This is a genomic window from Bacillus sp. FSL M8-0166, assembly GCF_038008825.1.
Classification (GTDB): Bacteria; Bacillota; Bacilli; order Bacillales; family Bacillaceae; genus Bacillus; species Bacillus safensis.
The window spans coordinates 420,838-442,345 of record NZ_JBBOZZ010000001.1; the positions used below are offsets into that span (position 1 = coordinate 420,838).

Here is a 21,508-nt window from a genome sequence, read left to right on the forward strand (position 1 = left end):
TTCATACCAGTCATAGAAAGGAATCAATCATATGCTACATTTTAAAGGAAAAACCGTCATCATCACAGGCGCAGCCAATGGAATTGGTGAAGCGGTCGCCTGCGGCTATGCAAAAGAAGGGGCGAGTGTGGTGCTTGCTGATATAGATGAAGAAAAGGGAAAGCGTTTGGAGGAGCAGCTGAGAAAAGAGTCCAATGAAGTTTATTTCATCAAAACGGATGTGAAACAGGAGAAGGATATTCAGCGCTTAATGTCGTTTACGGGGGAGCGCTGCAAAACGATTGATATTCTCATCAATAATGCCGGCGTCATGTGCACAGCGTCGCCTTATGAATTAACGGTCGATGAGTGGGATCATGTGCTGCATACAAATGTAAGAGGGACTTTTTTATGCGCTAGAGAAGCAGCACGTTATATCAAAGAGAATCCAAAAGGCGGTTCCATTGTGAACATTTCATCTACCCGTGCGGCCATGTCAGAACCTCATACGGAAGCATATGCTGCATCAAAAGGCGGCATTTCCGCGCTTACTCATGCCTTGGCGGTTTCTTTTAGTCAGGATCGCATTACGGTGAATAGCATTTCCCCTGGATGGATTGAAACGAAGGATGAGAAAAGTCTTCGAGAAATTGACCATCAGCAGCATCTTTCCAATCGAGTCGGTACGCCAAAGGATATTGTGAAAGCCTGTTTTTATTTAACTGATGAAGACAATCAATTTGTGACCGGCACAGATTTGGTCGTTGATGGCGGCATGACTAGAAAAATGATTTATGCGGATTAACATGAAAAAAATATTGACGCTTTGATTGAGGCGCAGTACAATATGTAACAATTCAGCTGAAGATCGTGAAAATAAGTAACACAGCGTAAATAGAGAAGAGTACATCATAGCTGCCCCACACAGAGAACTCCGTGAAGCTGAGAAGGAGCTGGGAAGCATGATCGAACCAAGCCTCTTAGCTCTGCACCGGATTCCCTCGGATGGTGGTGCAGCGAACTTCTCCCGTTACAGAGAAGGGTGAATGATCACCCGCTAAGGTTCATCTGGCAACAGATGAATGAACTGAGGTGGCAACGCGGAGTAAATCCCGTCCTCAAGACAGAAATGTCTTGGGGGCGGGATTTTTTTTATGACAAATAGGGGGGACCATGATGAAAAAACATTGGCGGGATATGAGTATTTTGCTTGGAGCCATCGGGATCGCAAACATAGGAGAATGGATTTATATGATTGCCCTCCATCTGCTTATTTTTCAAGAAACGGGCTCTGTACTTGCTGTAACAGCAGTTTATATACTAAGACCTGCGGCTGCTCTTTTGACCAATAGCTGGTCTGGCAGTTTGATTGACAGGCTGAATCAGCGGAATGTGATGATCGGTTTAGATATCGCCCGTGCTCTGTTCATTGCATGCATCCCCTTTGCCTTATTTTCAGGATATCTGCTCATCCTGTATGTCATGGTGTTTTTCATACAGATGGCACAAGCGATCTTTCATCCAGCGTCGATGGTGTATATGACAGGACTAATACCGGCCGATAACCGAAAACGGTTTAATGCCATTCGCTCTTTATTACAATCTGGTGGATTTTTACTTGGGCCCGCGGCAGCAGGTCTGCTCTTTCTAATCGGGACTCCTGTTTTTTCAATTTATGTAAATGCAATCTGCCTGTTGATATCTGCTCTGTTAACGATGTGTTTACCGAATTTGCTCAAAACAGATGCTGCCCAAAAGGGGTTTTCCCTTTCAATGTTAAAAGAGGATGCAAAGCTTGTTCTGAAATTTAGTTTGACGTCACGCCAGATCATGGCGGTATATTTATTATTTAGTGCGGCGATATCGGTCCTTCCTACGGCCATTGACTCACTTGAAACAGCCTTTGCAAAAGAAGTACTGATGCTGACTGATACAGAATACGGCCTTCTTGTCAGTATGGCTGGAGCAGGTATCATCGCAGGTGCAAGTCTTAATTCGGTCATTGTCGAAAGGCTGTCAGTTTCGCTGATGCTTGGAATCGGCAGTTTGTTTGTGGCGTTTGGCTATCTTATTTATGCATTTTCCAGCAGTCTAGTTGCAGCCGCGGGTGGATTTTTTATATTAGCCTTCTTTTTAGCATTTGCGAATACAGGCTTTATGACGTTCTATCAAGCGAATATCCCCGTAGAGGTGATGGGGAGGGTAGCCAGTTTTTATGCTTTGGTTGAAGCCATTCTAACGATGACCATGACAGGAATATTCGGCGGGCTCGCTCATGTTTTATCTATTAGAATCTCCGTCATCATTGGGTGTATATGTATGCTTCTTATCTGTCTATTGCTATGTTTTGTCATCTTTCGTCCATTGACTGTTAAAAAAGTAGTGCATCCTACTTAGAAAATTTAAAAAATTATGTTATCATTATTTAAGTAAGTTAATTAAATTGATGAGAAAAGGAGTCTTACAAATGAAAGCACTACGCTGGCACGATCAAAAGGACATTCGACTAGAGGAAATTGATGAACCAACAGTTGCTCCAGGAAAAGTGAAACTTAAAGTAAAATGGTGCGGCATTTGTGGTAGTGATTTACATGAATATTTGGGCGGACCGATCTTCATTCCTGTGAATGAACCTCATCCACTTACAAAAGAAAAAGCACCTATTACACTGGGACACGAGTTCTCTGGCGAGGTTGTTGAAGTAGGAGAAGGCGTGAGCAATTATAAAGTAGGCGATCGAGTGGTTGTTGAACCTATTTTTGCAACTCACGGGCATCAAGGTGCTTATAACTTAGATGAAAACATGGGCTTTTTAGGACTTGCCGGAGGCGGCGGTGGATTCTCTGAATATGTATCAGTCGATGAAGAATTACTTCATTTATTACCAGACGAAATCTCATATGAGCAAGGCGCGCTTGTCGAGCCTTCAGCAGTTGCTTTATATGCGGTTCGTTCTAGTAAAGTACAGGCTGGGGATACAGCGGCTGTGTTTGGCTGCGGACCAATTGGTTTACTTGTCATTGAAGCATTAAAAGCAGCTGGTGCTACTGATATTTATGCAGTTGAATTATCAAAAGAACGCCAAGAGAAAGCAAAAGAGCTTGGAGCGATCATTGTGGATCCTTCTCAGTATGAAGATGTTGTTCAAGAAATCGCACGCCGTACAAACGGTGGCGTCGATGTTTCTTTTGAAGTGACAGGTGTACCTGTTGTATTGAAGCAAGCAATCCAATCAACTAGAATTTCAGGCGAAACAGTCATTGTGAGTATTTGGGAAAAAGGCGCAGAAATTATGCCGAATGATATCGTCATCAAAGAACGTACAGTAAAAGGAATTATCGGCTACAGAGACGTATTCCCATCTGTATTAAACTTAATGAGAAAAGGCTATTTCTCTGCAGACACACTCGTCACGAAAAAAATCAAGCTGGACGATGTGATCGAGGATGGCTTCCATGCATTAATCAATGAAAAAGATCAAGTGAAAATTTTAGTCAGTGCTGAATAAGTAGGACAAAGTAGAGAATGGCATATGCCATTCTCTTTTTTTATGTGGTCAATTCATTTTCATAATGAGAGCTGCGGTTGAATAGTGATAATTGAAAAGATGTTTAATGATAAGGGAGATGACATCGTGTTTTATCACATCAAAGAACTACAATATGAAGCAAAGCCCTCTAAGCCTGATCCGGTTTATGCAAAGAAATTACAAGAAGTATTAGGCGGTCAATATGGTGAAATCAGTGTGATGATGCAATATTTATTTCAAGGCTTTAATTGCCGGGCAGATCAAAAATATAGGGATTTATTATTTGACGTGGGAACAGAGGAAATTGGTCATGTCGAAATGCTGGCAACGATGATTGCGCGTTTACTTGATAATGCACCAGTTAAGGAACAAGAAGAGGCGTATCAAAGTGATCCAGCACTTGCAGCTGTCATGGGCGGAATGAACCCGCAGCATGCGATTGTTGCCGGTTTAGGGGCCATGGCAGCGGATAGTCAAGGGTATCCATGGAATGCAAAATATATCATATCAAGTGGAAATTTAATGGCTGATTTCAGGGCGAATTTGAATGCAGAGGCACAGGGCCGCCTTCAGGTCACAAGACTTTACGAAATGACAGATGACCGAGGAGTCAAGGATATGCTCTCCTTCCTCATTGCTCGTGATACATATCATCAAAATATGTGGCTTGCCGCAATTAAGGAATTAGAAGAGCGAGAAGGGGATGTCGTCGTACCAACCACCTTCCCTCGTTCATTAGAAAAACAGCAAGTATCCTATGACTTGTTTAACTTCTCAAGAGGGGAAGAAAGCAAGGAAGGCAGATGGGCACATGGCCGCAGCATGGATGGAAAAGGAGAGTTCAGATATATTTCTGCACCTGTCGTATTCGGCTCAGCACCAAAGCTCAAACCCGCACCAAAAGAACTGTTTAACACACCAAAAAAGGGTGAATAAAAAAGTCGATCAGGTTTTTGTGCCTGATCGACTTTTTAACGTCCGAGAGTTCTTCCGTACACGCTGACACGTTTCTCTAACAATGCAAAAGCTAATTCAAAGAAAATGCTCAGCAGCCAATAGATCAAAGCAGAGACGAGATAAGTTTCTAAAAACTGATAGCCGTCATTTGCAATGATCCGGGAAATACCCATGATTTCGAGTACCCCAATTGTAAACGAAAGAGATGTGGCTTTTAATAGCTGAACGAGCTGATTGCCTAGGTTCGGTAAGGCAACAACAAATGCCTGCGGCAAAATAATGCGCAGCATCGCCTGCCTCGTGGTCATACCCACAATTTTTGCCGCTTCAAGCTGCCCTTTGTCTACTGCGAGAAGTGCACTCCGGACCACCTCTGTTAAATGGGCGGCTGAATGCAGGCTGAAGGTAATAAGGGCAACAGCTAATGGGGAGACCATATCCGGATGAAAGGACAGCCCGAATGTGCCGCTCATACTAGTTAGAACAAAAGGGAGCCCATAAAAGAAAGCGAACAGTTGAACAATAAGAGGCGTTCCTCTAAAAAAGGAGACGTAGAGCGTGACGAGCTGCCTGAGTACAGGGAAGCGAAAGAGACGAATGAAAGCAAAAACAGATCCAATCACAAGACTCATAGCCATGGAAACAAGTGCAATTAATAAGGTAAAAGGAACGCCTTTTAGAATATGGGGTACTTGGTCAATCGCAAATGGAATATCAATGGTTTGCATCAAATCGCCTCCTTAACGTGACAGGCTGGTGCGGCCTTTTACAAATTTCTTTTCAAGCAGCATGGTGACTAGTTCAATGCTCATACAAATGAGCCAGTACACAATCGCAATGATCACATACACTTCAAACATGCCGATTCCGTAGTTATTTCCTAAGATGATCTTCACCTGTCCCATAATATCGATGAGCCCGATCGTAAAGGCAATCGCCGTGTCTTTCACAAGATCAATGGTGTAATTTCCGAGGTTTGGCAGGGCAATGAGAAAGGCCTGCGGGATAATGATCCTGATCAAGGCCTGTGTATCTGTCATCCCAACAATGTAGGCGGCTTCCAGCTGATCCTTCCCAACAGACGAATACGCACTGCGAAAAACTTCAGATAAATAAGCGCCAGTATGTAAAGAAAACGTCATCATCACAAATAACACTCTATCCCAATGGTTGATTTGAATTCCTGCCACAAGTAAAAGCTGAGGCAGTCCAAAATAAATTAAGAATAATTGAACAATTAATGGCGTACTTCGTGTAAAAGATAAATAGACAACAGCCAATTGCTTCAGTACTGGGATTTGCTTAATACGAATGCATGCAAATAAAAGCCCTATCAAGATGGCAAAAAACAATGACACTACAATAATGAGAAAAGTGAGTGGCAGGCGTTCAAGCACCTGTAAAAAGATCCGCAGCCAATCTCCAGCTGTAAACGTCATGACGCTTCCTTCCTTTCTTCATATTGATAGCCTTGCTCTGAGATGTAGTCAATATCTTGAAAGAAATCAACTCCAAACCACTTTTTGGCAAGCTTAGGCAGTGTTCCATCATCAATCATCTCTTGTGTGACCTGGTCCAAATCTGCTGCAAGCTGCTTCTCACTTGGCTGTAAGACAAGATAGATCGGCTCCTTTGACACGATCCCGCCCACTTTGACCTTTAGGTTCAGATGCTTTTGAATGGTATCGAAGGTCGAAATATTCATAAAGGCCGCATCGGACCGTCCGCTTTCAACACGCTTTAAGTTGAGTTCATTTGAAGGGCTTTCAATGGTTGTCAGCGGAATATCTGGATCATGTTCTTCATTATATTGATTTAATATTGAACGCAATCCGCCGCTGGGACTGACAGGAGCGAGCTTTTTTGATGTCATATCGTCAAGCGATTGAATATCCCGGTTTGATTCATTCACAATTAATCCTGTCATCGAATAGCCGTACGGAACTTTAGGGTAAAGAAACCGTTTTTCGCGTTCAGGGTTACTGAAAAACCAATTAGCTGCCATTTCAAACTTCCCCGCGCCAACACCAATAAGATTGGATTCTTCCTCGCCAAAGATGTAATCAAAATGTATGTGCGGAAGTCTTTTTTCCACTTCATTTAAATAATCAATGTTATAGCCAATCGGTTCGTTTCGGTCATTTGTCGCTAAAAAGGGTGGATTGACCTCTGCGCTCAGTGCGACTTTCACAATTTGTTTCCCGTCATCTGTTGTTGTTTTTACACTGCTGCAGCCAATCAGAGAGAGGAGAAACAGAAGGACACCAGCCGTCATGAATGCTGTCTTTTGTTTCATATGTCTTCCTCCGATCCTTGCCACATTCCGCGATGAATCCTGGATAAAAATTGTTTCGTTCGTTCATGCTGAGGCTTTATCAGGACGTCTTCTGGTGAGCCTTTTTCAACGATTTCCCCATCTGCCATAAAGATCACCGTATCCGCTACGTCCTTTGCAAACGAAATTTCATGCGTCACAATGACCATCGTCATCCCTTGACTTGCAATATCTTTGATCATTTCAAGGATTTCTCCGACCATCTCTGGGTCCAGTGCGGACGTTGGTTCATCAAACAGAAGCACCGCAGGATTCATCGCAAGAGCGCGGGCAATTCCAATCCGCTGCTGCTGGCCGCCAGATAATTCGCTCGGAAATGCATCCTTTTTATGAAGCAGTCCAATCCGCGCTAAAAATTGCTCTCCAACCTTTTCAGCTTCTTTTTTAGACATGTTTTGGGACACAATCAATCCCTCTGTAATATTTTCAAGTGCCCGTTTATTTTGAAACAAGTGATAATGTTGAAATACCATGGAAGATTGCTGCCTTAGTTTTAAAAGATCTTTTTTATGATATCGTTCAAATTGAATCGTGGCTTCTCCAACAGTCAGCTCTCCTTTGTCTGGAATGTCGAGGCTGTTTAAACTGCGAAGAAGTGTTGTTTTTCCCGATCCACTCGGTCCAATAATTGCGACCACTTCACCTTCTTGTACTGTGAAATCAATGCCTTTTAACACATGGGTCTGCCCATAAGATTTATGTAGATTAGTAGCTGAGATCATAAAAGCATCACGTTCCTTTGACAGATGTACTTAATATTGATAAAATTTAACACATTAAATCCTATAAGTAAAGTGTGTTTTATTCATTCCGATTGGAAAAATGAGATATCATAGATTGTGAGAAACAGAGGAGTTGGATACGTTTTGTCTAAAGCATTATTTGTTGATACCGATTTTCAAAAAACATGGCTCAATGAGCTGGAATCTCTTCGTGAAACGATCGAACAAAACGCAAAAAAACATGATGAAGGCGCTTATTTTCCTAAAAAGAATATCGAATCATTAGTAAACATGGGATATACAACCCTGTCTCTTCCCGCTGAATATGGAGGCGCGGGTCAATCTGTAACGGATATGGTTCTGTTTCAAGAAACGCTTGGCAGCATGGACGGAGCGACTGCCTTATCGATCGGCTGGCACCAAGGAGTTGTTGGTGAAATTTATGAAAAGAAACTATGGAATGAGAAGCAGCTGCAATTCTTTGCGGAAGAAGTGAAGAAGGGCGCCCTTGTCAACCGCGCTGTGAGTGAGGCGCAGACAGGCAGCCCAACAAGAGGCGGCAAGCCTGGGACAACAGCGATTAAATCAGGTGATCGCTGGGTGATCAATGGACGTAAAATTTTCACAACAATGTCACCAGCTCTCACATACTTTTTAGTCGGCGTATGGATCGAAGAAAAAGAGGCGATGGGATTCTTCTTAATTCACCGTGACACAGAAGGTGTTTCTATAGAAGAAACATGGGATGTTGTCGGCATGAGAGGAACAGAAAGCCATGATTTAATCTTAGATCAAGTTGTGGTATCAGATGATATGCTTGTTGAAGTGCAAAAAGGACCTCGGGGCGGTACGTTAAACCCTTGGATCGCACATATTCCTTCCTGCTATTTAGGAATTGCTCAAGCGGCAAGAGATTATGCAGTTCAGTATGCCATCACACATTCACCGAACAGTATCAGCGGAACGATTAGTGATCTGCCAAATGTCCAAACACTGATTGGCGAAATTGATTTACTACTAAAGCAAGCACGCCACGTCATCTATTCAACGACAACATTGTATGAACAGCCTGAGAAAAGAGAACTGTTAATCAATGAATTCGGTGCTGTGAAGCATACAGTCGTCAATCATAGTCTGCAAGTGGTTGATAAAGCCATGCGTTTAGTCGGTGCAAAAAGCTTAAGCCTCGGCTGTCCGCTTCAGCGTTACTATCGAGATATCCGGGCTGGGCTCCATAACCCGCCAATGGATGATATGACGATTTCAAAAATCGCGAAGCAGGCCATTGAAGAGAAAAAAGAAAGCTAATATGACCAGAAAGCCGGATGAAACCGGCTTTTTTTATTTGGCAGAAAAGAGGACAAGCGCCCCTTATGTCTCATCGCTCAGGCATGCTACAATCGATAGAAATCATAGGAAAAGGAGCGGTTTTTTTGAAGAAAAAGCATATGAAATGGCTGTTTTCAGGCTTCATGCTGATAGCACTTTGTATCGGCCAGCCTTCATCAAGTGAGGGAACATCTCCAGCATGGTCAGTAGATGAATTCATGAAAGACCGGGAAGGCACATTTGTCATCCAAGAAGTAAAAGAAAAATCCCCATGGGTGTATAACAAAAAAAGAGCGAACGAGCGCTTTGCCCCACAATCGACATTTAAAGTGGCAAATGCCCTCATCGGACTCCAAACAGGCGCAGTGAGAGATGAATACGACATCAAATATTGGGACGGAGTGAAAAGAGAGATTGATAACTGGAATAAGGATCATACACTGGGCTCTGGCATGAGAGATTCAGTCGTCTGGTATTATCAAGCCATGGCGCGTGACATCGGAGAAGAACGCATGAATCATTGGGTGAAAGCCATTCATTATGGGAATGAAGACATATCTGGCGGAATCGATCAATTTTGGTTAAGCAGTTCATTGCGCATTTCTCCAGTAGAACAAGTCCATTTCCTCAAACAGCTATATGAAGAAAGTCTCCCATTGGACCTATCTGTCATGAGAACGGTCAAACGAATGATGATCCAAAAAGAAGAGAAACATGCCACCCTATACGGAAAAACAGGCTCCGGCTCAGGTATCGGCTGGTACGCAGGCTTCATCAAACATGAAAACAAAACCTACATCTTCACCACAAATATTGAAGGCACCGGTATAGAAGCAAAAGAAATCACCTATCGTATTTTGAAGAAATATCATTTGATTGAAGCATCCGTTTAGGGTGCTTTTTTATATGAAAAAGGGGATATATTGATAAGTTGAGGATATATGGGTTAGTTTTAGAAATAGATTGGAAAATACATGAGTATGGCAGAAAGGAGGCTTTTGCTTGAACCAGCCTGAGCACTTATTTATTTGTTCAGAAAAAGAATTCAAGTTCTATCAGATTTAGTGGATCATGTATTCGATCAAAATAAAAGGCTGCCACAACAAGTCTTCCGTAAGAATTTTGATTGTTTTTTGTTTCAAGAGTTTGATTGGGCATTAAGTGATGATATTTTACCAACAATCAAGGAGTTATCAAATTCAACACGTGATAGAGAATTTTTGACCGCAGTCCTTAAGCCAGATCCAGTTGATCACTTTTTGAAGGAGTTTGGTTATTATAATTGGCTGAAAGCGAGTGTGAACATTTCAGGTGAGGATTATGTAAATGCACTATGGACGCATCCAAAAGATTCCATAGCGGATAATATAATTACGAACTCGAACATTGTGGTTTGGTTATCTCATTCTTTGCAGTGGGTGATTTGGGCAGATAGAGATATGGAAATTTGTATAATAGGTATGGTATCAACAAAAGATTCTGCAAAGAAAATGTTATTAGAAGAAGGATGGAAACCACTGGATCATCCTGTTTTAGCAAATTGGTTAGAACTGTTATTGAAGGATCAAAAAACATTCAATGAATATTTCACTCAATTGCTATCAAATTATTCGTAATGTTACTTGTGGTTTAAATTAGGAAGTATCAATTACTAATGATAGACAAAGAAATGATTATCAGTAATCTATATATATAAGGAGCATAAGGCCATGAACATCAGCCAAGATAAAACAGCATTAATCAATGATTTGAAGCAGCGCTATCAATATTGTTTTCATTCCGCTTATCCAGAAGATATCGTATCTTTTGAGGAGGAAACAGGTATTTGGTCCGATGATTTTTATGAATTTTTCACTCTTGTGACAGGCAGCTTAAGTTATGTGATCGATCATAAACGAATACCGAAAAAACAATTAAACGTGCTACGTCAGTCATTTGAAGAGCAATACCCTCAAATCAAATCGTTTCAACACATCCTTGAATCGTATCCTTTATTACATTCCTACGTCCAGTACCATGAGGAAACAAGAAAACGAATCATTGCATTTATACAATAACCTCTTGGAGGATAAACTATGACATGGTTTTTAGATGAAAGATCCAGATTCTAATTCCTGATTTCGATGTCAACCATCTAGAGCAAATCAATGAATTTCACTACTTTAAGGAGTATAATGAATATTACGATTATCAATTGTATTGCTCCGGCACATCCCATATGAATCTAGTATCAAATTGAATCGTGCTAGTTTCTCTACATATCTGCTACTCATGCTTCCCCATCCCAACACAGAAAGGTGCAATGACATTGAATCGAATCATGAAATGGCTCTTATTTGCGGCGGTCATCACTGGCTTGTTGGTATGCGCATTCTTTGTGTTCCGTTTAAACCAGCCTAAGCCGACAACCAATATCCATTATGCAAACACACAAAACAAACAGCAAACACTCGATATGTATATGCCAAAGGGCAAAGATGAAGTCAAAAAGAAGAAGCACCCAGTGATGATCTATCTCCATGGCGGCGGCTGGACAGGCGGCGATAAGAATAGAGTCGCTTCAAAGGCTGATTATTTTACTGGTCAAGGGTATGTGTTTGTTTCGATGAATTACAGGCTTCACCCTGATGCCAACTATGAGCAGATGGCAGATGATACGGCAAACGCCATCAAATGGGTCAAGGATCATGCAGATGAATATCAAATCGATTCATCAAAAATCAATGTTATGGGTCACTCAGCGGGTGGTCATTTGACGGCGCTGGTTGCTACAGATTCGACTTACTTAAAACGTGTGGGGCTGTCGCCAAAAACGATCAATTCCATCGTGATTTTAGATGGGCCGTTAAACCTCAATCAATTTATACAAGCCATCCCATCGTACAAAAAAGTCTTTGGCAAACAAGAGGAGAATTGGACAAAGGCATCACCTGTCACTTATATGAATCAAAAGAATGTACCGCCTGTCTATTTGGTCACGGGCTGGGAAAATCCTGAAGTGTATCGATTTGCTGAAAAACTGAATCATGAAAAAGGCTCTCGGTTTGTTTTTCGGGTGCATACGCTGAGCCACAGTGACTTGAACAAATGGTTTGGATCAGACAGAGCGCCAAAAGAAGCACAAAAAATGACAGAGGCTGTGATGGCTTTTGTTAAAAAACAAAATCAATAACGAAGACCATATGTTCGACAATCCATTTTGTTGCAGTTATGATGAAATCTAAGTGGTTTGTTATTAAAGGAGTGTATGTCGTTGTCATCACGAATGGAAAATAAAGTGTTCAACTGCGAAAAGGAGCTGACGCTGAATATTATCGGCGGTAAGTGGAAAATGCTGATTTTATGGCACCTTGGCAGAGAAGGGACAAAACGTTTTGGTGAGTTAAAGTCGTTAATGCCTGGGATTACGCAAAGAATGCTTGTCAATCAGCTAAGAGAATTAGAGGAAGATCACATTGTGCACCGGGAGGTTTATCCTGTCGTCCCGCCAAAGGTTGAGTATTCTCTCACAGAACTAGGAGAAAGCTTAATGCCGATTTTAGAGGCGATGTATGATTGGGGAAAACAATATCTCGACAGCAATTTCTTAAAGGATGATAAATAGAAAGACTACCGATTGCAGGCAAAGGGCTAAAATAACTTTATTTTAGCCCTTTGTCTTCTTTTCAGCGTGACCTGACACCGAATGCGAGGGTTTGTCTTTACGCTGAGATACTGGCCAAAAGACAGTATCTTTTTTGTAACCATATGCGGAAAAGTATAGTATGTAAAAAAAAAGTGCGTACTTGGATTGCGTCCATCCTGTTGTTATACTCATTTCATCGTTCAAGATGCATCAACCGCGGAGCTCTTGAAGATGAGATGAAAAACGGGAGTGAAAGTTGATGAAATTACAATTAGCATTAGATTTAGTGAATATACCAGAAGCGATTGAGCTGATCAAAGAAGTAGAAGCATCTATTGATGTGGTCGAAATTGGGACACCTGTTGTGATTAACGAAGGGCTTCGTGCTGTAAAAGAAGTCAAGCAGGCTTTTCCGAATTTACGTGTACTTGCTGATCTGAAAATTATGGATGCTGCCGGCTATGAAGTGCAGCAGGCATCCGAAGCTGGAGCAGATATCGTCACCATTCTTGCAGCGGCAGAAGATATGTCCATTCAAGGAGCGGTGAAAGAAGCGAAAGCAAGAGGAAAACAAATTTTAGTTGATATGATTGGCATCAAAGATATCGCAGGCCGTGCAAAAGAGCTGGATGCGCTTGGAGTCGATTATATTTGTGTGCATACAGGCTATGACCTGCAAGCGGTTGGTCAAAACTCATTTGCTGACCTGATGACGATAAAACAAGTGGTTAAACAGGCGAAAACAGCGATTGCAGGCGGAATTAAGCTTGATACGTTACCTGAAGTCGTGAAATTAAACCCTGATTTAATCATTGTCGGCGGCGGTATCGCAAGCCAGGACAATAAAGCAGAAGTAGCGGCACAAATGAAGCAGCTGATCGCACAATCATGAAGACCAGCGACTATGTGAAGGCCATTTTAAATGAGCTTTCTGAGCATTCGTCAGCCATTCAAGACGAACAAGCAGAGCGCCTGGTCACAAGTATTTTATCTGCGCAAAAAGTCTTTGTGGCAGGTGCAGGCAGGTCAGGTTTGATGGGAAAATCGTTTGCGATGAGACTTACGCATATTGGCGTCAAGGCTTACGTCATTGGAGAAACGAATACGCCTTCCTTTACAGAAGAGGATCTCTTGATTGTGGGGAGCGGCTCTGGCCGAACAGAGACCTTGCTTGTCCTTGCAAAAAAGGCAAAAGCAATTGGCGGAAAAGTGGCAGCGTTCACGCTTTCAACTGAGTCACCAATAGCTGATCTAGCAGATGAAGTCATCTTACTGCCGGGTGCACCGAAGGATCAACAGGAAGGAAGCCATCATACCATTCAGCCAATGGGTTCACTATTTGAGCAGTTGCTTCTTTTGACATACGATGCGGTCATTTTGCGGTTAATGGAAATGAAAGAGCTCGATACACATACAATGTACGGTCACCATGCAAATTTAGAATAGTCATTTTCAAAGCCTTTCCTTTCTTAGAAGGAGAGGCTTTTTCATTTCAATCAAACCCAGAATCTTGACATAACCGATTTGATGTAACTATAATTGTTACATCGTTAAAAGAAAAAGCGTAAACACGGAAGGAAGATGAAGATGAAAGTACAAATCTGGTCAGATATTGCCTGTCCTTTTTGTTATATAGGAAAAAAACAGCTGGAAACAGCACTTGAACAATTCCCAGAGAAGGAACAGGTAGAGATCGAGTTTAAAAGCTTTGAGCTTGATCCACATGCACCTACCCAGATCGATTATGATGTCCATGATATGCTTGTCAAAAAATATGGCATGAGCCGCAGCCAGGCAATGGCGATGAATGAACAGGTGAAGCAGGCCGGCAAAGAGAAAGGAATCGATTTTCAATTTGATCCGCTCGTGTTGACAAACACCTTTGATGCTCATCGATTGGCGCAATATGCTGGTCAAATGGGGAAAGGCGATTTCGTTATGGGAGAACTGTTTCAAGCGTATTTTACAGATGGAAAGCATGTTGGTGATCGTCAAACCCTTTTAGATATTGCAGAAAAAGCAGGTCTTGATGAGAAGGAAGTGCAGCAAGTTTTGGGCAGCGAAGCATTTGCCGATCATGTCCAAAAAGATGAACAAGAAGCGAGACAGCTTGGTATCAATGCTGTTCCGTTTTTCTTGATCAATGATAAATATTCGGTTGCTGGTGCACAGCCAGCAGATACGTTCCTGCGTACACTTGAAACGGCTTGGAAAGAAGAAGCAGCTCAAGCTGAGAAAGTGGCTGCTAATTCTTTTGAAGCGGCATGTGCAGATGGCGTATGCGCAGTGCCATCCCCTAAAGAAGAGGCGTAATAGACATTTTCCCTATCTTTTTATAAGATGGGGATTTTTTTTTGATTAATGAAGGATGAGGGGAAACACTTTCATTTCAAGCATCCGACCCATTCACGCCTTATGCTGGAATCTAAAATAAAATGAGCCACTTGGAGTAGGGGCTCATTTTATTCGTTTGATCGTTTCACCTGGAACCAATTCGGGCTCGTAAAACGTTTGATCAGGGAGATTCTTTTTCCCTTGAACTTTTTTAATCATCCAGTCAGCTGCATCCCGGCCCATTTGCTCCTGAGGATGGGTGAGTGTTGTCAGCTTCACATGGGCATTTTTCTGGGCAATATACGAATTATCCTGTCCAATAATCGAGAGATCATCTGGAATGGACAGCCCGATTTCGCTGCATACGCTGGCGACTTCTAATCCTACCTCATCGTTATAGCAAACAAGGGCGGTCAGCTCATGTCTGTGCGCCATCAGGAATGTGGAAATTTGCTCCCCCAAATGCTGCTTCGATTCTGTATCGAAAAAAAGCACATGCTCAGGCAGGAAATTAAGCTTAGCTTCACCTAGCGCTTGAATATAGCCCTTCATCCGATATTTTCCCTGTAAATCATCTGTTTTTGAAATAAGCCCAATTTGCTGATGTCCCGAGGAGATCAGCTCTTTTGTGGCTAAATAGCTGGACTTCACATCATCTAAACAGAGAAAAGGAACCTCTAACTGCTCATAATAGGCATTGATCATAATGAGCGGTACATCCTGTTCTTTAAAGGATAAGTAGTACGAAATGTTTGGATTATATAAATTGCTTTTCGTCGGCTCGACAATAAGTCCGTCCACCCCAAAAGACAGCATCATTTCCAGTGCTTTTTTCTCCTGCTCAACATCGTTATTTGTACTTGCCAGTAACAAGGAATAGTTCTCTTCGTTTAATCGGCTTTCAATGCCTCGAATGATAGAAGGGAAAATGTAATCGGATATGTATGTTGTAATGACCCCAATCGTTTTCATATGTGCATGTCCCGCAGGTTTTGTTTGATATTGATTGGTCACAAATGTGCCTGAACCTTTTTCGCTGCGCAAAAATCCTTCGCTGGACAATTCCAAAATGGCTTTTCGAACTGTATGTCTGCTCACTTGATACATGTCTTGCAGGCTTGATTCGGTTGGAATACGCTCCCCGATCCGATAATCCCCTGTGAGTATTTTGCTTTTTATATCATCAATAATGATCTGGTACTTCTTTTTCATCGTTTCACTTCTTTCTCAGTTGATCATCTACTCGGATTGAGAAGAAATTGTATGGACATATTTTAACATGGTTGTCGAATCAAAAACAGGCGCTTTCCTTTTCTATCACGACCCCTTCAGAAAAAATGAAGGTTTTTGTCGCATTGTGTATGTACAACTATATTTATTATTGACATATGTACGTACAAATATTATATTGTGATTGTACCAGAGAATCAATGAATCTAGAAAAAGAAAATTGAAACCGCTATCAAAAATGGGGGTGAACGTAGAGTGAATCACAAAGAGACGGCCAAAGCCTTGAAAGAAGGACGGACATCTTTAGGCATTGAATTTGGTTCAACACGAATTAAAGCGATTTTAATAGATGAGGAATTTCAGCCAATTGCACAAGGTGCATATGAATGGGAAAGTTTTCTCCAGGATGGAATATGGACGTACAACTTAATTGATATCATTACAGGTCTGCAAGTGGCGTATCGAGAGATGAAAGAACAGGCCGAGCAAAAGTATGGTGTGACCATTCAAACCATTGGCTCAATCGGGGTATCAGCGATGATGCATGGCTATGTGGCGTGTGATCATACAGGAGAGGTTCTCGTTCCGTTCCGAACATGGCGGAACGGAGCGACCATCGAGGCGAGTCAAAAGCTGACAGACGTATTTCAATTTCATATTCCAGAAAGATGGAGCATAGCCCATTTGTATCAAGCGGTATTAGAAGAGGAAAAACATCTATCCCGATTAGAATATATGACCACTTTGTCTGGATATATTCACTGGCTGTTAACCGGAAAGCAGGCCATTGGTATTGGCGATGCGTCAGGGATGTTTCCAATTGATGATGAAACGAAGGACTATAATGAAGAAATGCTCCAGCAATTTGAAGCATTGATTGCAGAAAAAGGCTATCCGTGGAAGCTTCGCCACCTCCTGCCGCGTGTCTATTTAGCAGGCGAAGAGGCTGGCGTGTTAACGGCAGCAGGGGCAGCCATTTTGGATCAAGGAAAACATTTGCAGCCAGGTATTCCATTTTGCCCGCCGGAAGGTGACGCTGGAACGGGAATGGTGGCGACAAACAGTGTAGAAAGACGGACCGGGAATATTTCTGTTGGGACGTCGGTTTTTGCCATGATTGTGCTGGAGCAGGATCTAAAAGGTGTGTATCCAGAAGTGGATCTTGTCACGACGCCGGATGGACTGCCAGTTGCCATGGTTCATGCGAATAACTGTACAAGTGACCTAAACGCTTGGATGAATATATTCAGAGAGGCATTTGAAGCACTTGGACTGCAAGTGGGATCAGAAAAGTTATACGAATCCTTATTGCAGCAAGCTTTAGAAGCAGATCGAGATGGCGGCGGACTCTTAAGCTATGGCTATTACTCTGGTGAAAATATTACGAGACTGCCAGAAGGAAGACCTCTTTTTGTCAGGTCTCCTGAAAGCCGCTTTAACCTTGCTAATTTCATGCGAACCCATTTGTTCTCCGCTTTTGGTGCTATGAAAATAGGCATGGACCGGTTAAAGGAACAGGAACATGTAGTGATTGACCGCTTACTAGGGCATGGGGGATTATTTAAAACACCGCTCGTTGGACAAAAAATGGTTGCCGCAGCGCTGAATACACCTGTATCAGTCGTTTCAACAGCGGGAGAAGGCGGTGCGTTTGGGATGGCTGTCCTTGCTTCATATATGGTTCATCATCAGCAGCAAACATTGGCTGAATTTCTCACCCATCGCGTATTTGCCCATACATCAGAAGAGCTCATGGAGCCCGATCCACTCGATGTCAAAGGCTTTGACGAATTTTTAAAGCGCTATCAAGAGGGGCTTGCGATTGAAGAAGCGGCGGTAGCGCATCTGATGCCAAAGAAAGGAGTGACGACGGTATGCTAGATCGCTTAAAAGAAGAAGTGTATCAAGCGAATTTAGATTTGCCAAAATACGGACTTGTGAAATTTACATGGGGCAATGTCAGTGCATGTGATCGTGACAGTGGTTTGTTTGTGATTAAGCCGAGCGGCATAGCGTATGAACAACTATCAGCAAAAGATATGGTCGTGGTGAACTTTGATGGTGAAGTGGTGGAAGGAGAATTCAGCCCTTCGTCAGATACAGCTACACATGCAGTTCTTTACAAACACTTTGAGGAAATTGGCGGCATATCACATAGCCATTCTATGTGGGCAACCGTTTGGGCGCAGGCAGGTCTTGATTTACCAGCAATGGGTACAACACATGCCGATACATTTTACGGCGCCGTTCCATGCGCTCGTTTTCTAACAGAAGAAGAAGTCAATCGCGGTTATGAGGTAGAAACGGGCCGGCTGATCATCGAAACGTTTGAGAAGAGAAACCTAGATGTGATGGCGGTGCCGGGTGTATTGCTTCAAGGTCATGGTCCGTTTACGTGGGGGAAAGATGCAAAAAGTGCGGTCACAAACAGTGTGATTTTAGACGAAGTCGCCAAGATGAACCTTTTTGCCAAGCAATTAAACGAATTTGCGGAGCCATTGCCGCAGCGAATTTTAGATAAACATTACTTAAGAAAACATGGAAAGCATGCGTATTACGGACAAAAACCTTCAAGATAAAGAAAAGAGGGATATCTATGTTAACAAGCCTGAAAAAAGAGTTTTGGTTTATCGTTGGGTCACAGCATTTATATGGTGATGAAGCACTGCAAAAAGTAAAAGCAGATGCACAAAAGATGACGGATGCTTTAAATGAGAGCGGTTTACTTCCTTATCCAGTGATTTTGCAGGACCTGGCTGTCAGTGCCGATCAAATCACAAAGCTTATGAAAGAGGTCAATTATCGCGATGAAGTTGTCGGGGTGATGACGTGGATGCATACATTTTCTCCAGCAAAAATGTGGATACGCGGCACCAGCCTTTTGCAAAAGCCTCTTTTGCACCTTGTCACACAATATTATGAAAAGATTCCTTGGGACACGATCGACATGGATTATATGAATCTCCATCAATCCGCACATGGAGACAGAGAATATGGCTATATCAATGCACGTTTAAATAAACAAAACCAAATTGTGACCGGTCATTGGTCAAAGCCGGAAGTGCAGCAGCAAATTGCTGATTGGATGGACGTTGCAGCTGCCTATCATGAGAGCTTTCACATCAAAGTAGCCCGGTTTGGCGACAACATGCGGCATGTAGCCGTGACAGAAGGCGATAAAATCGAAGCGCAGATTCAATTAGGTTGGACCGTTGATTACTTTGGAATAGGCGATCTCGTCGAATATGTAAATGCAGTAGAGGAAGAAGAGGTAGATGCATTATTTGCTGAGTATTTAACGCAATATGATGTAAATTATGGAACGTATTCAGTTGAAGAATGGGAAAAAAGTGTCAAGGTGCAGGCGCGATATGAGATCGCCATCAAACGTTTCTTAGATGAAGGCGGCTATAATGCCTTTACAACAAACTTTGAAGATTTACATGGGATGAAGCAGCTGCCTGGACTTGCGGTACAGCGGCTGATGGCAAAGGGATACGGCTTTGCCGGGGAAGGTGATTGGAAAACGGCCGCACTTGACCGCTTATTAAAGGTGATGAGTCATCATCAATCCACTGGATTTATGGAAGACTACACGTATGAAATGACCTCTGGGCAGGAAGCAGTGCTGCAATCTCATATGCTGGAAGTAGATCCAGCGCTCGCACATACGAAACCTGTCATTGTCGTGTCTCCACTTGGAATCGGAAACCGGGAAGATCCAGCGCGTCTTGTGTTTGATGGAAAAGCAGGCGAGGGTGTCGTTGTCTCTATAGCTGATTTTGGAACACATTTCAAATGGCTGATACAAGAAGTCGAAGCCTTTGAGCCGGAGGAAGCAGCACCTCATTTACCAGTTGCGCGTGTATTGTGGAAAATCAAACCGAATTTTCAGGATGGCGTCAAAGCATGGATTAAAGAAGGCGGGGGCCATCATACAGTCGTGTCTCTCAATTTAACGGTGGATCAAATTGTTCATTTTGCAAAGCTTGTCAATGCAGAATATGTGGTTTTATAGATGGAGGAAAGGTCTTCTGCTGTTTACAGTAGAAGCACGGGATGAAATGAAAGCGGTTAATTAAGTGAGGGGGTCATCCACTTGGAGAAAAAAGTGTCAAGCAAATTTATCTTCTTTTTCGGGTCCTTTGCAGGCATCTTATTCGGATATGATATTGGGATTATTGCAGGGGCAGAAGGACATATTCAGGAAGAATTTCAGCTCAGCCCATTATGGCTTGGAATCGTTGTCTCTTCATTAATGGGCGGGGCCATCATTGGCTCCATCTTAAGCGGTCTCTTAGGGGATAAATTTGGCCGCCGAAAACTCATTTTGGTCTCATCCGTTATCTTTTTTGTCGGGGCTATCGGATCAGCTATCGCACCAGAAGAGATTTCACTCACCATCGCTCGAATCTTTTTAGGGACAGCAGTAGGAACAGCCTCATCTTTGGTTCCGGCTTATATGTCTGAAATCGCTCCTGCTAAAATCCGCGGGAAATTATCTGGACTCAATCAGCTCATGATTGTAACTGGTCTATTGCTCAGTTATATTGTCGCGTTTGTGTTTGAACCTATCCCGGACAGCTGGCGCTGGATGCTGGGAAGTGCCGCTTTATTTGCGATCGTGCTTTATATTGGGATGCTGAAGCTTCCTGAATCTCCGAGATATTTAATTAAACACGGCATGGCTCATAAAGCACGGGAAGTATTAGGATCACTGCGTTCTTCCCGTGAAGAAATCGAATCAGAAATGCAGGAAATTTTAGAAGTGGCCAAAGAAGAACGCTCAGGGATTCGTGAATTGTTTCAAAAGAAATTCAGAATGGCTCTTTTCATTGGAGTTGGAATGGCAACCCTTCAGCAAATTCAAGGCGCGAACTCTATTGTCTATTATGCAACGAGTATCGCTCGGAATGTTGGTCTTGCGCCGCAGGTCGCCGCAGGTTTTACAGTCATTGTCGGTGTCATTTTTGTCGTCACGACCGTGATCTTTTTACAATTTGTTGACCGCTTCGACCGCCGAACGATTCTCACCGTAGGGGGATCGGGCATGGCCCTTTCTTTCTTTGCTCCCGCCGCATTAGGGGCACTTGGCGTTAGTGAAGGAATTTTAAACTGGGTGACATTGATTTCACTTTGCTGCTTTATTTTGTGCTATGCCTTCTCGTGGGCACCGATCACCTGGATCATCATCGGCGAAATTTTCCCGCTTTCTGTCAGAGGTATCGGAGCAGGTATTTCTTCTGCCTTTAACTGGACCGGATCTCTAGCGGTTGGACTCGTTTTCCCTATCCTGGCAGATCAATTCAGCTTTGGGGTTATTTTCTCCGCATTTGGAGTCATCTGCTTAATCGGACTATTATTCACCCGATTTGTGCTAGTCGAGACAAAGGGAAGAAGTTTAGAGCAAATCGAAACCGATATGGCTGCACGTGTATAAATAAAGAAAACCATCTATCCCATGTGGG

At 42.7% G+C, this 21,508-nt stretch carries 22 protein-coding genes; 17 read left to right on the forward strand and 5 right to left on the reverse strand.

All coding sequences use genetic code 11. The features are described from left to right. Nucleotides 1-31: 31 nt before the first annotated feature. The 4 genes from NSS92_RS02335 to NSS92_RS02350 all read left to right on the forward strand — a co-directional run bounded on the left by NSS92_RS02335 (nucleotide 32) and on the right by NSS92_RS02350 (nucleotide 4,444). Entirely contained in the window at nucleotides 32-784 is a 753-nt protein-coding gene (locus NSS92_RS02335; protein ID WP_340866833.1) for an SDR family oxidoreductase, read from the forward strand. A 371-nt stretch (nucleotides 785-1,155) separates the two neighbouring features. Beyond that, complete coding sequence (locus NSS92_RS02340) at nucleotides 1,156-2,376, forward strand: MFS transporter (RefSeq protein ID WP_340866834.1); 1,221 nt, start codon at nucleotides 1,156-1,158, stop codon at nucleotides 2,374-2,376. A gap of 70 nt (nucleotides 2,377-2,446) precedes the next feature. Then, a complete protein-coding gene (locus NSS92_RS02345; RefSeq protein WP_017358082.1) occupies nucleotides 2,447-3,487 on the forward strand; it encodes a 2,3-butanediol dehydrogenase in 1,041 nt (346 codons plus the stop codon). Between the two features lie 126 nt (nucleotides 3,488-3,613). Next, nucleotides 3,614-4,444 carry a manganese catalase family protein gene (locus NSS92_RS02350; protein ID WP_267587257.1) on the forward strand — a complete coding sequence of 277 codons (831 nt, stop codon included), beginning with the start codon at nucleotides 3,614-3,616 and terminating at the stop codon, nucleotides 4,442-4,444. A 35-nt stretch (nucleotides 4,445-4,479) separates the two neighbouring features. Here the strand turns inward: NSS92_RS02350 and NSS92_RS02355 are convergent, their stop codons facing one another. Genes NSS92_RS02355 through NSS92_RS02370 form a run of 4 tightly spaced genes read right to left on the reverse strand, consistent with a single transcriptional unit; the run spans nucleotide 4,480 to nucleotide 7,522 of the window. Beyond that, entirely contained in the window at nucleotides 4,480-5,193 is a 714-nt protein-coding gene (locus tag NSS92_RS02355; protein ID WP_340866835.1) for an amino acid ABC transporter permease, read from the reverse strand. 12 nt (nucleotides 5,194-5,205) lie between these two features. After that, complete coding sequence (locus NSS92_RS02360; RefSeq protein ID WP_039180205.1) at nucleotides 5,206-5,904, reverse strand: amino acid ABC transporter permease; 699 nt, start codon at nucleotides 5,902-5,904, stop codon at nucleotides 5,206-5,208. Continuing rightward, nucleotides 5,901-6,761 (reverse strand): amino acid ABC transporter substrate-binding protein, encoded by an 861-nt coding sequence (locus tag NSS92_RS02365; RefSeq protein ID WP_267587260.1) that lies wholly within the window; start codon nucleotides 6,759-6,761, stop codon nucleotides 5,901-5,903. Before NSS92_RS02365 ends, NSS92_RS02360 begins: the two co-directional genes overlap by 4 nt. Then, entirely contained in the window at nucleotides 6,758-7,522 is a 765-nt protein-coding gene (locus NSS92_RS02370) for an amino acid ABC transporter ATP-binding protein (RefSeq protein ID WP_445661627.1), read from the reverse strand. Before NSS92_RS02370 ends, NSS92_RS02365 begins: the two co-directional genes overlap by 4 nt. 144 nt (nucleotides 7,523-7,666) lie before the next feature. Here NSS92_RS02370 and NSS92_RS02375 point away from each other — a divergent pair, with 144 nt between their 5' ends. From NSS92_RS02375 to NSS92_RS02415, 9 genes are all read left to right on the forward strand, one after another. Continuing rightward, nucleotides 7,667-8,830 carry an acyl-CoA dehydrogenase family protein gene (locus NSS92_RS02375; RefSeq protein WP_340866836.1) on the forward strand — a complete coding sequence of 388 codons (1,164 nt, stop codon included), beginning with the start codon at nucleotides 7,667-7,669 and terminating at the stop codon, nucleotides 8,828-8,830. Between the two features lie 125 nt (nucleotides 8,831-8,955). Continuing rightward, a complete protein-coding gene (gene blaBPU / locus NSS92_RS02380) occupies nucleotides 8,956-9,744 on the forward strand; it encodes a BPU family class D beta-lactamase (RefSeq protein ID WP_340866837.1) in 789 nt (262 codons plus the stop codon). 135 nt (nucleotides 9,745-9,879) lie between these two features. Next, entirely contained in the window at nucleotides 9,880-10,467 is a 588-nt protein-coding gene (locus NSS92_RS02385) for a hypothetical protein (protein ID WP_267587263.1), read from the forward strand. Between the two features lie 93 nt (nucleotides 10,468-10,560). Next, the gene (locus NSS92_RS02390; protein WP_267587264.1) at nucleotides 10,561-10,908 is read left to right on the forward strand and encodes a YxiJ-like family protein; all 348 of its coding nucleotides are present in this window, start codon (nucleotides 10,561-10,563) and stop codon (nucleotides 10,906-10,908) included. A gap of 245 nt (nucleotides 10,909-11,153) precedes the next feature. Beyond that, nucleotides 11,154-12,023: an alpha/beta hydrolase gene (locus tag NSS92_RS02395; protein WP_340866838.1), complete on the forward strand. Its 870-nt coding sequence runs from the start codon at nucleotides 11,154-11,156 to the stop codon at nucleotides 12,021-12,023. A gap of 75 nt (nucleotides 12,024-12,098) precedes the next feature. After that, complete coding sequence (locus tag NSS92_RS02400; protein WP_012010675.1) at nucleotides 12,099-12,455, forward strand: winged helix-turn-helix transcriptional regulator; 357 nt, start codon at nucleotides 12,099-12,101, stop codon at nucleotides 12,453-12,455. A gap of 280 nt (nucleotides 12,456-12,735) precedes the next feature. Then, nucleotides 12,736-13,368 carry a 3-hexulose-6-phosphate synthase gene (hxlA, locus tag NSS92_RS02405; RefSeq protein WP_024423080.1) on the forward strand — a complete coding sequence of 211 codons (633 nt, stop codon included), beginning with the start codon at nucleotides 12,736-12,738 and terminating at the stop codon, nucleotides 13,366-13,368. Beyond that, nucleotides 13,365-13,922, forward strand: coding sequence for a 6-phospho-3-hexuloisomerase (gene hxlB, locus NSS92_RS02410; RefSeq protein WP_267587267.1), 558 nt, complete (start codon nucleotides 13,365-13,367; stop codon nucleotides 13,920-13,922). The genes hxlA and hxlB overlap by 4 nt, the downstream gene beginning before the upstream one ends. Nucleotides 13,923-14,063: 141 nt before the next feature. After that, nucleotides 14,064-14,789, forward strand: a complete 726-nt coding sequence (locus NSS92_RS02415; protein WP_340866839.1) for a DsbA family oxidoreductase — start codon at nucleotides 14,064-14,066, stop codon at nucleotides 14,787-14,789. A 144-nt stretch (nucleotides 14,790-14,933) separates the two neighbouring features. On the opposite strand, the gene NSS92_RS02420 is transcribed toward NSS92_RS02415, so the two are convergent. Further along, a complete protein-coding gene (locus NSS92_RS02420) occupies nucleotides 14,934-16,022 on the reverse strand; it encodes a GntR family transcriptional regulator (RefSeq protein ID WP_340866840.1) in 1,089 nt (362 codons plus the stop codon). 273 nt (nucleotides 16,023-16,295) lie between these two features. Here NSS92_RS02420 and NSS92_RS02425 point away from each other — a divergent pair, with 273 nt between their 5' ends. From NSS92_RS02425 to NSS92_RS02440, 4 genes are all read left to right on the forward strand, one after another. Then, the gene (locus NSS92_RS02425; RefSeq protein WP_340866841.1) at nucleotides 16,296-17,921 is read left to right on the forward strand and encodes a xylulokinase; all 1,626 of its coding nucleotides are present in this window, start codon (nucleotides 16,296-16,298) and stop codon (nucleotides 17,919-17,921) included. Continuing rightward, nucleotides 17,915-18,619: an L-ribulose-5-phosphate 4-epimerase gene (locus NSS92_RS02430; protein WP_268427921.1), complete on the forward strand. Its 705-nt coding sequence runs from the start codon at nucleotides 17,915-17,917 to the stop codon at nucleotides 18,617-18,619. The genes NSS92_RS02425 and NSS92_RS02430 overlap by 7 nt, the downstream gene beginning before the upstream one ends. Nucleotides 18,620-18,636: 17 nt before the next feature. Further along, nucleotides 18,637-20,058, forward strand: coding sequence for an L-arabinose isomerase (araA, locus tag NSS92_RS02435; RefSeq protein ID WP_267587272.1), 1,422 nt, complete (start codon nucleotides 18,637-18,639; stop codon nucleotides 20,056-20,058). Nucleotides 20,059-20,139: 81 nt separating this feature from the next. Beyond that, nucleotides 20,140-21,480, forward strand: a complete 1,341-nt coding sequence (locus NSS92_RS02440; RefSeq protein ID WP_340866842.1) for a sugar porter family MFS transporter — start codon at nucleotides 20,140-20,142, stop codon at nucleotides 21,478-21,480. Nucleotides 21,481-21,508 lie beyond the last annotated feature (28 nt).

Bases quoted from the DNA above. Each gene is read 5' to 3' on its own strand.
- NSS92_RS02430 (WP_268427921.1), top strand. From the start codon at position 17,915: ATGCTAGATCGCTTAAAAGAAGAAGTGTATCAAGCGAATTTAGATTTG.
- NSS92_RS02335 (WP_340866833.1), top strand. From the start codon at position 32: ATGCTACATTTTAAAGGAAAAACCGTCATCATCACAGGCGCAGCCAAT.
- NSS92_RS02400 (WP_012010675.1), top strand. From the start codon at position 12,099: ATGTCGTTGTCATCACGAATGGAAAATAAAGTGTTCAACTGCGAAAAG.
- hxlA (WP_024423080.1), top strand. From the start codon at position 12,736: ATGAAATTACAATTAGCATTAGATTTAGTGAATATACCAGAAGCGATT.
- NSS92_RS02360 (WP_039180205.1), bottom strand. From the start codon at position 5,904: ATGACGTTTACAGCTGGAGATTGGCTGCGGATCTTTTTACAGGTGCTT.
- araA (WP_267587272.1), top strand. From the start codon at position 18,637: ATGTTAACAAGCCTGAAAAAAGAGTTTTGGTTTATCGTTGGGTCACAG.
- hxlB (WP_267587267.1), top strand. From the start codon at position 13,365: ATGAAGACCAGCGACTATGTGAAGGCCATTTTAAATGAGCTTTCTGAG.
- NSS92_RS02345 (WP_017358082.1), top strand. From the start codon at position 2,447: ATGAAAGCACTACGCTGGCACGATCAAAAGGACATTCGACTAGAGGAA.
- NSS92_RS02390 (WP_267587264.1), top strand. From the start codon at position 10,561: ATGAACATCAGCCAAGATAAAACAGCATTAATCAATGATTTGAAGCAG.
- NSS92_RS02370 (WP_445661627.1), bottom strand. From the start codon at position 7,522: ATGATCTCAGCTACTAATCTACATAAATCTTATGGGCAGACCCATGTG.
- NSS92_RS02355 (WP_340866835.1), bottom strand. From the start codon at position 5,193: ATGCAAACCATTGATATTCCATTTGCGATTGACCAAGTACCCCATATT.
- NSS92_RS02395 (WP_340866838.1), top strand. From the start codon at position 11,154: ATGACATTGAATCGAATCATGAAATGGCTCTTATTTGCGGCGGTCATC.
- NSS92_RS02420 (WP_340866840.1), bottom strand. From the start codon at position 16,022: ATGAAAAAGAAGTACCAGATCATTATTGATGATATAAAAAGCAAAATA.
- NSS92_RS02365 (WP_267587260.1), bottom strand. From the start codon at position 6,761: ATGAAACAAAAGACAGCATTCATGACGGCTGGTGTCCTTCTGTTTCTC.
- NSS92_RS02415 (WP_340866839.1), top strand. From the start codon at position 14,064: ATGAAAGTACAAATCTGGTCAGATATTGCCTGTCCTTTTTGTTATATA.
- NSS92_RS02340 (WP_340866834.1), top strand. From the start codon at position 1,156: ATGAAAAAACATTGGCGGGATATGAGTATTTTGCTTGGAGCCATCGGG.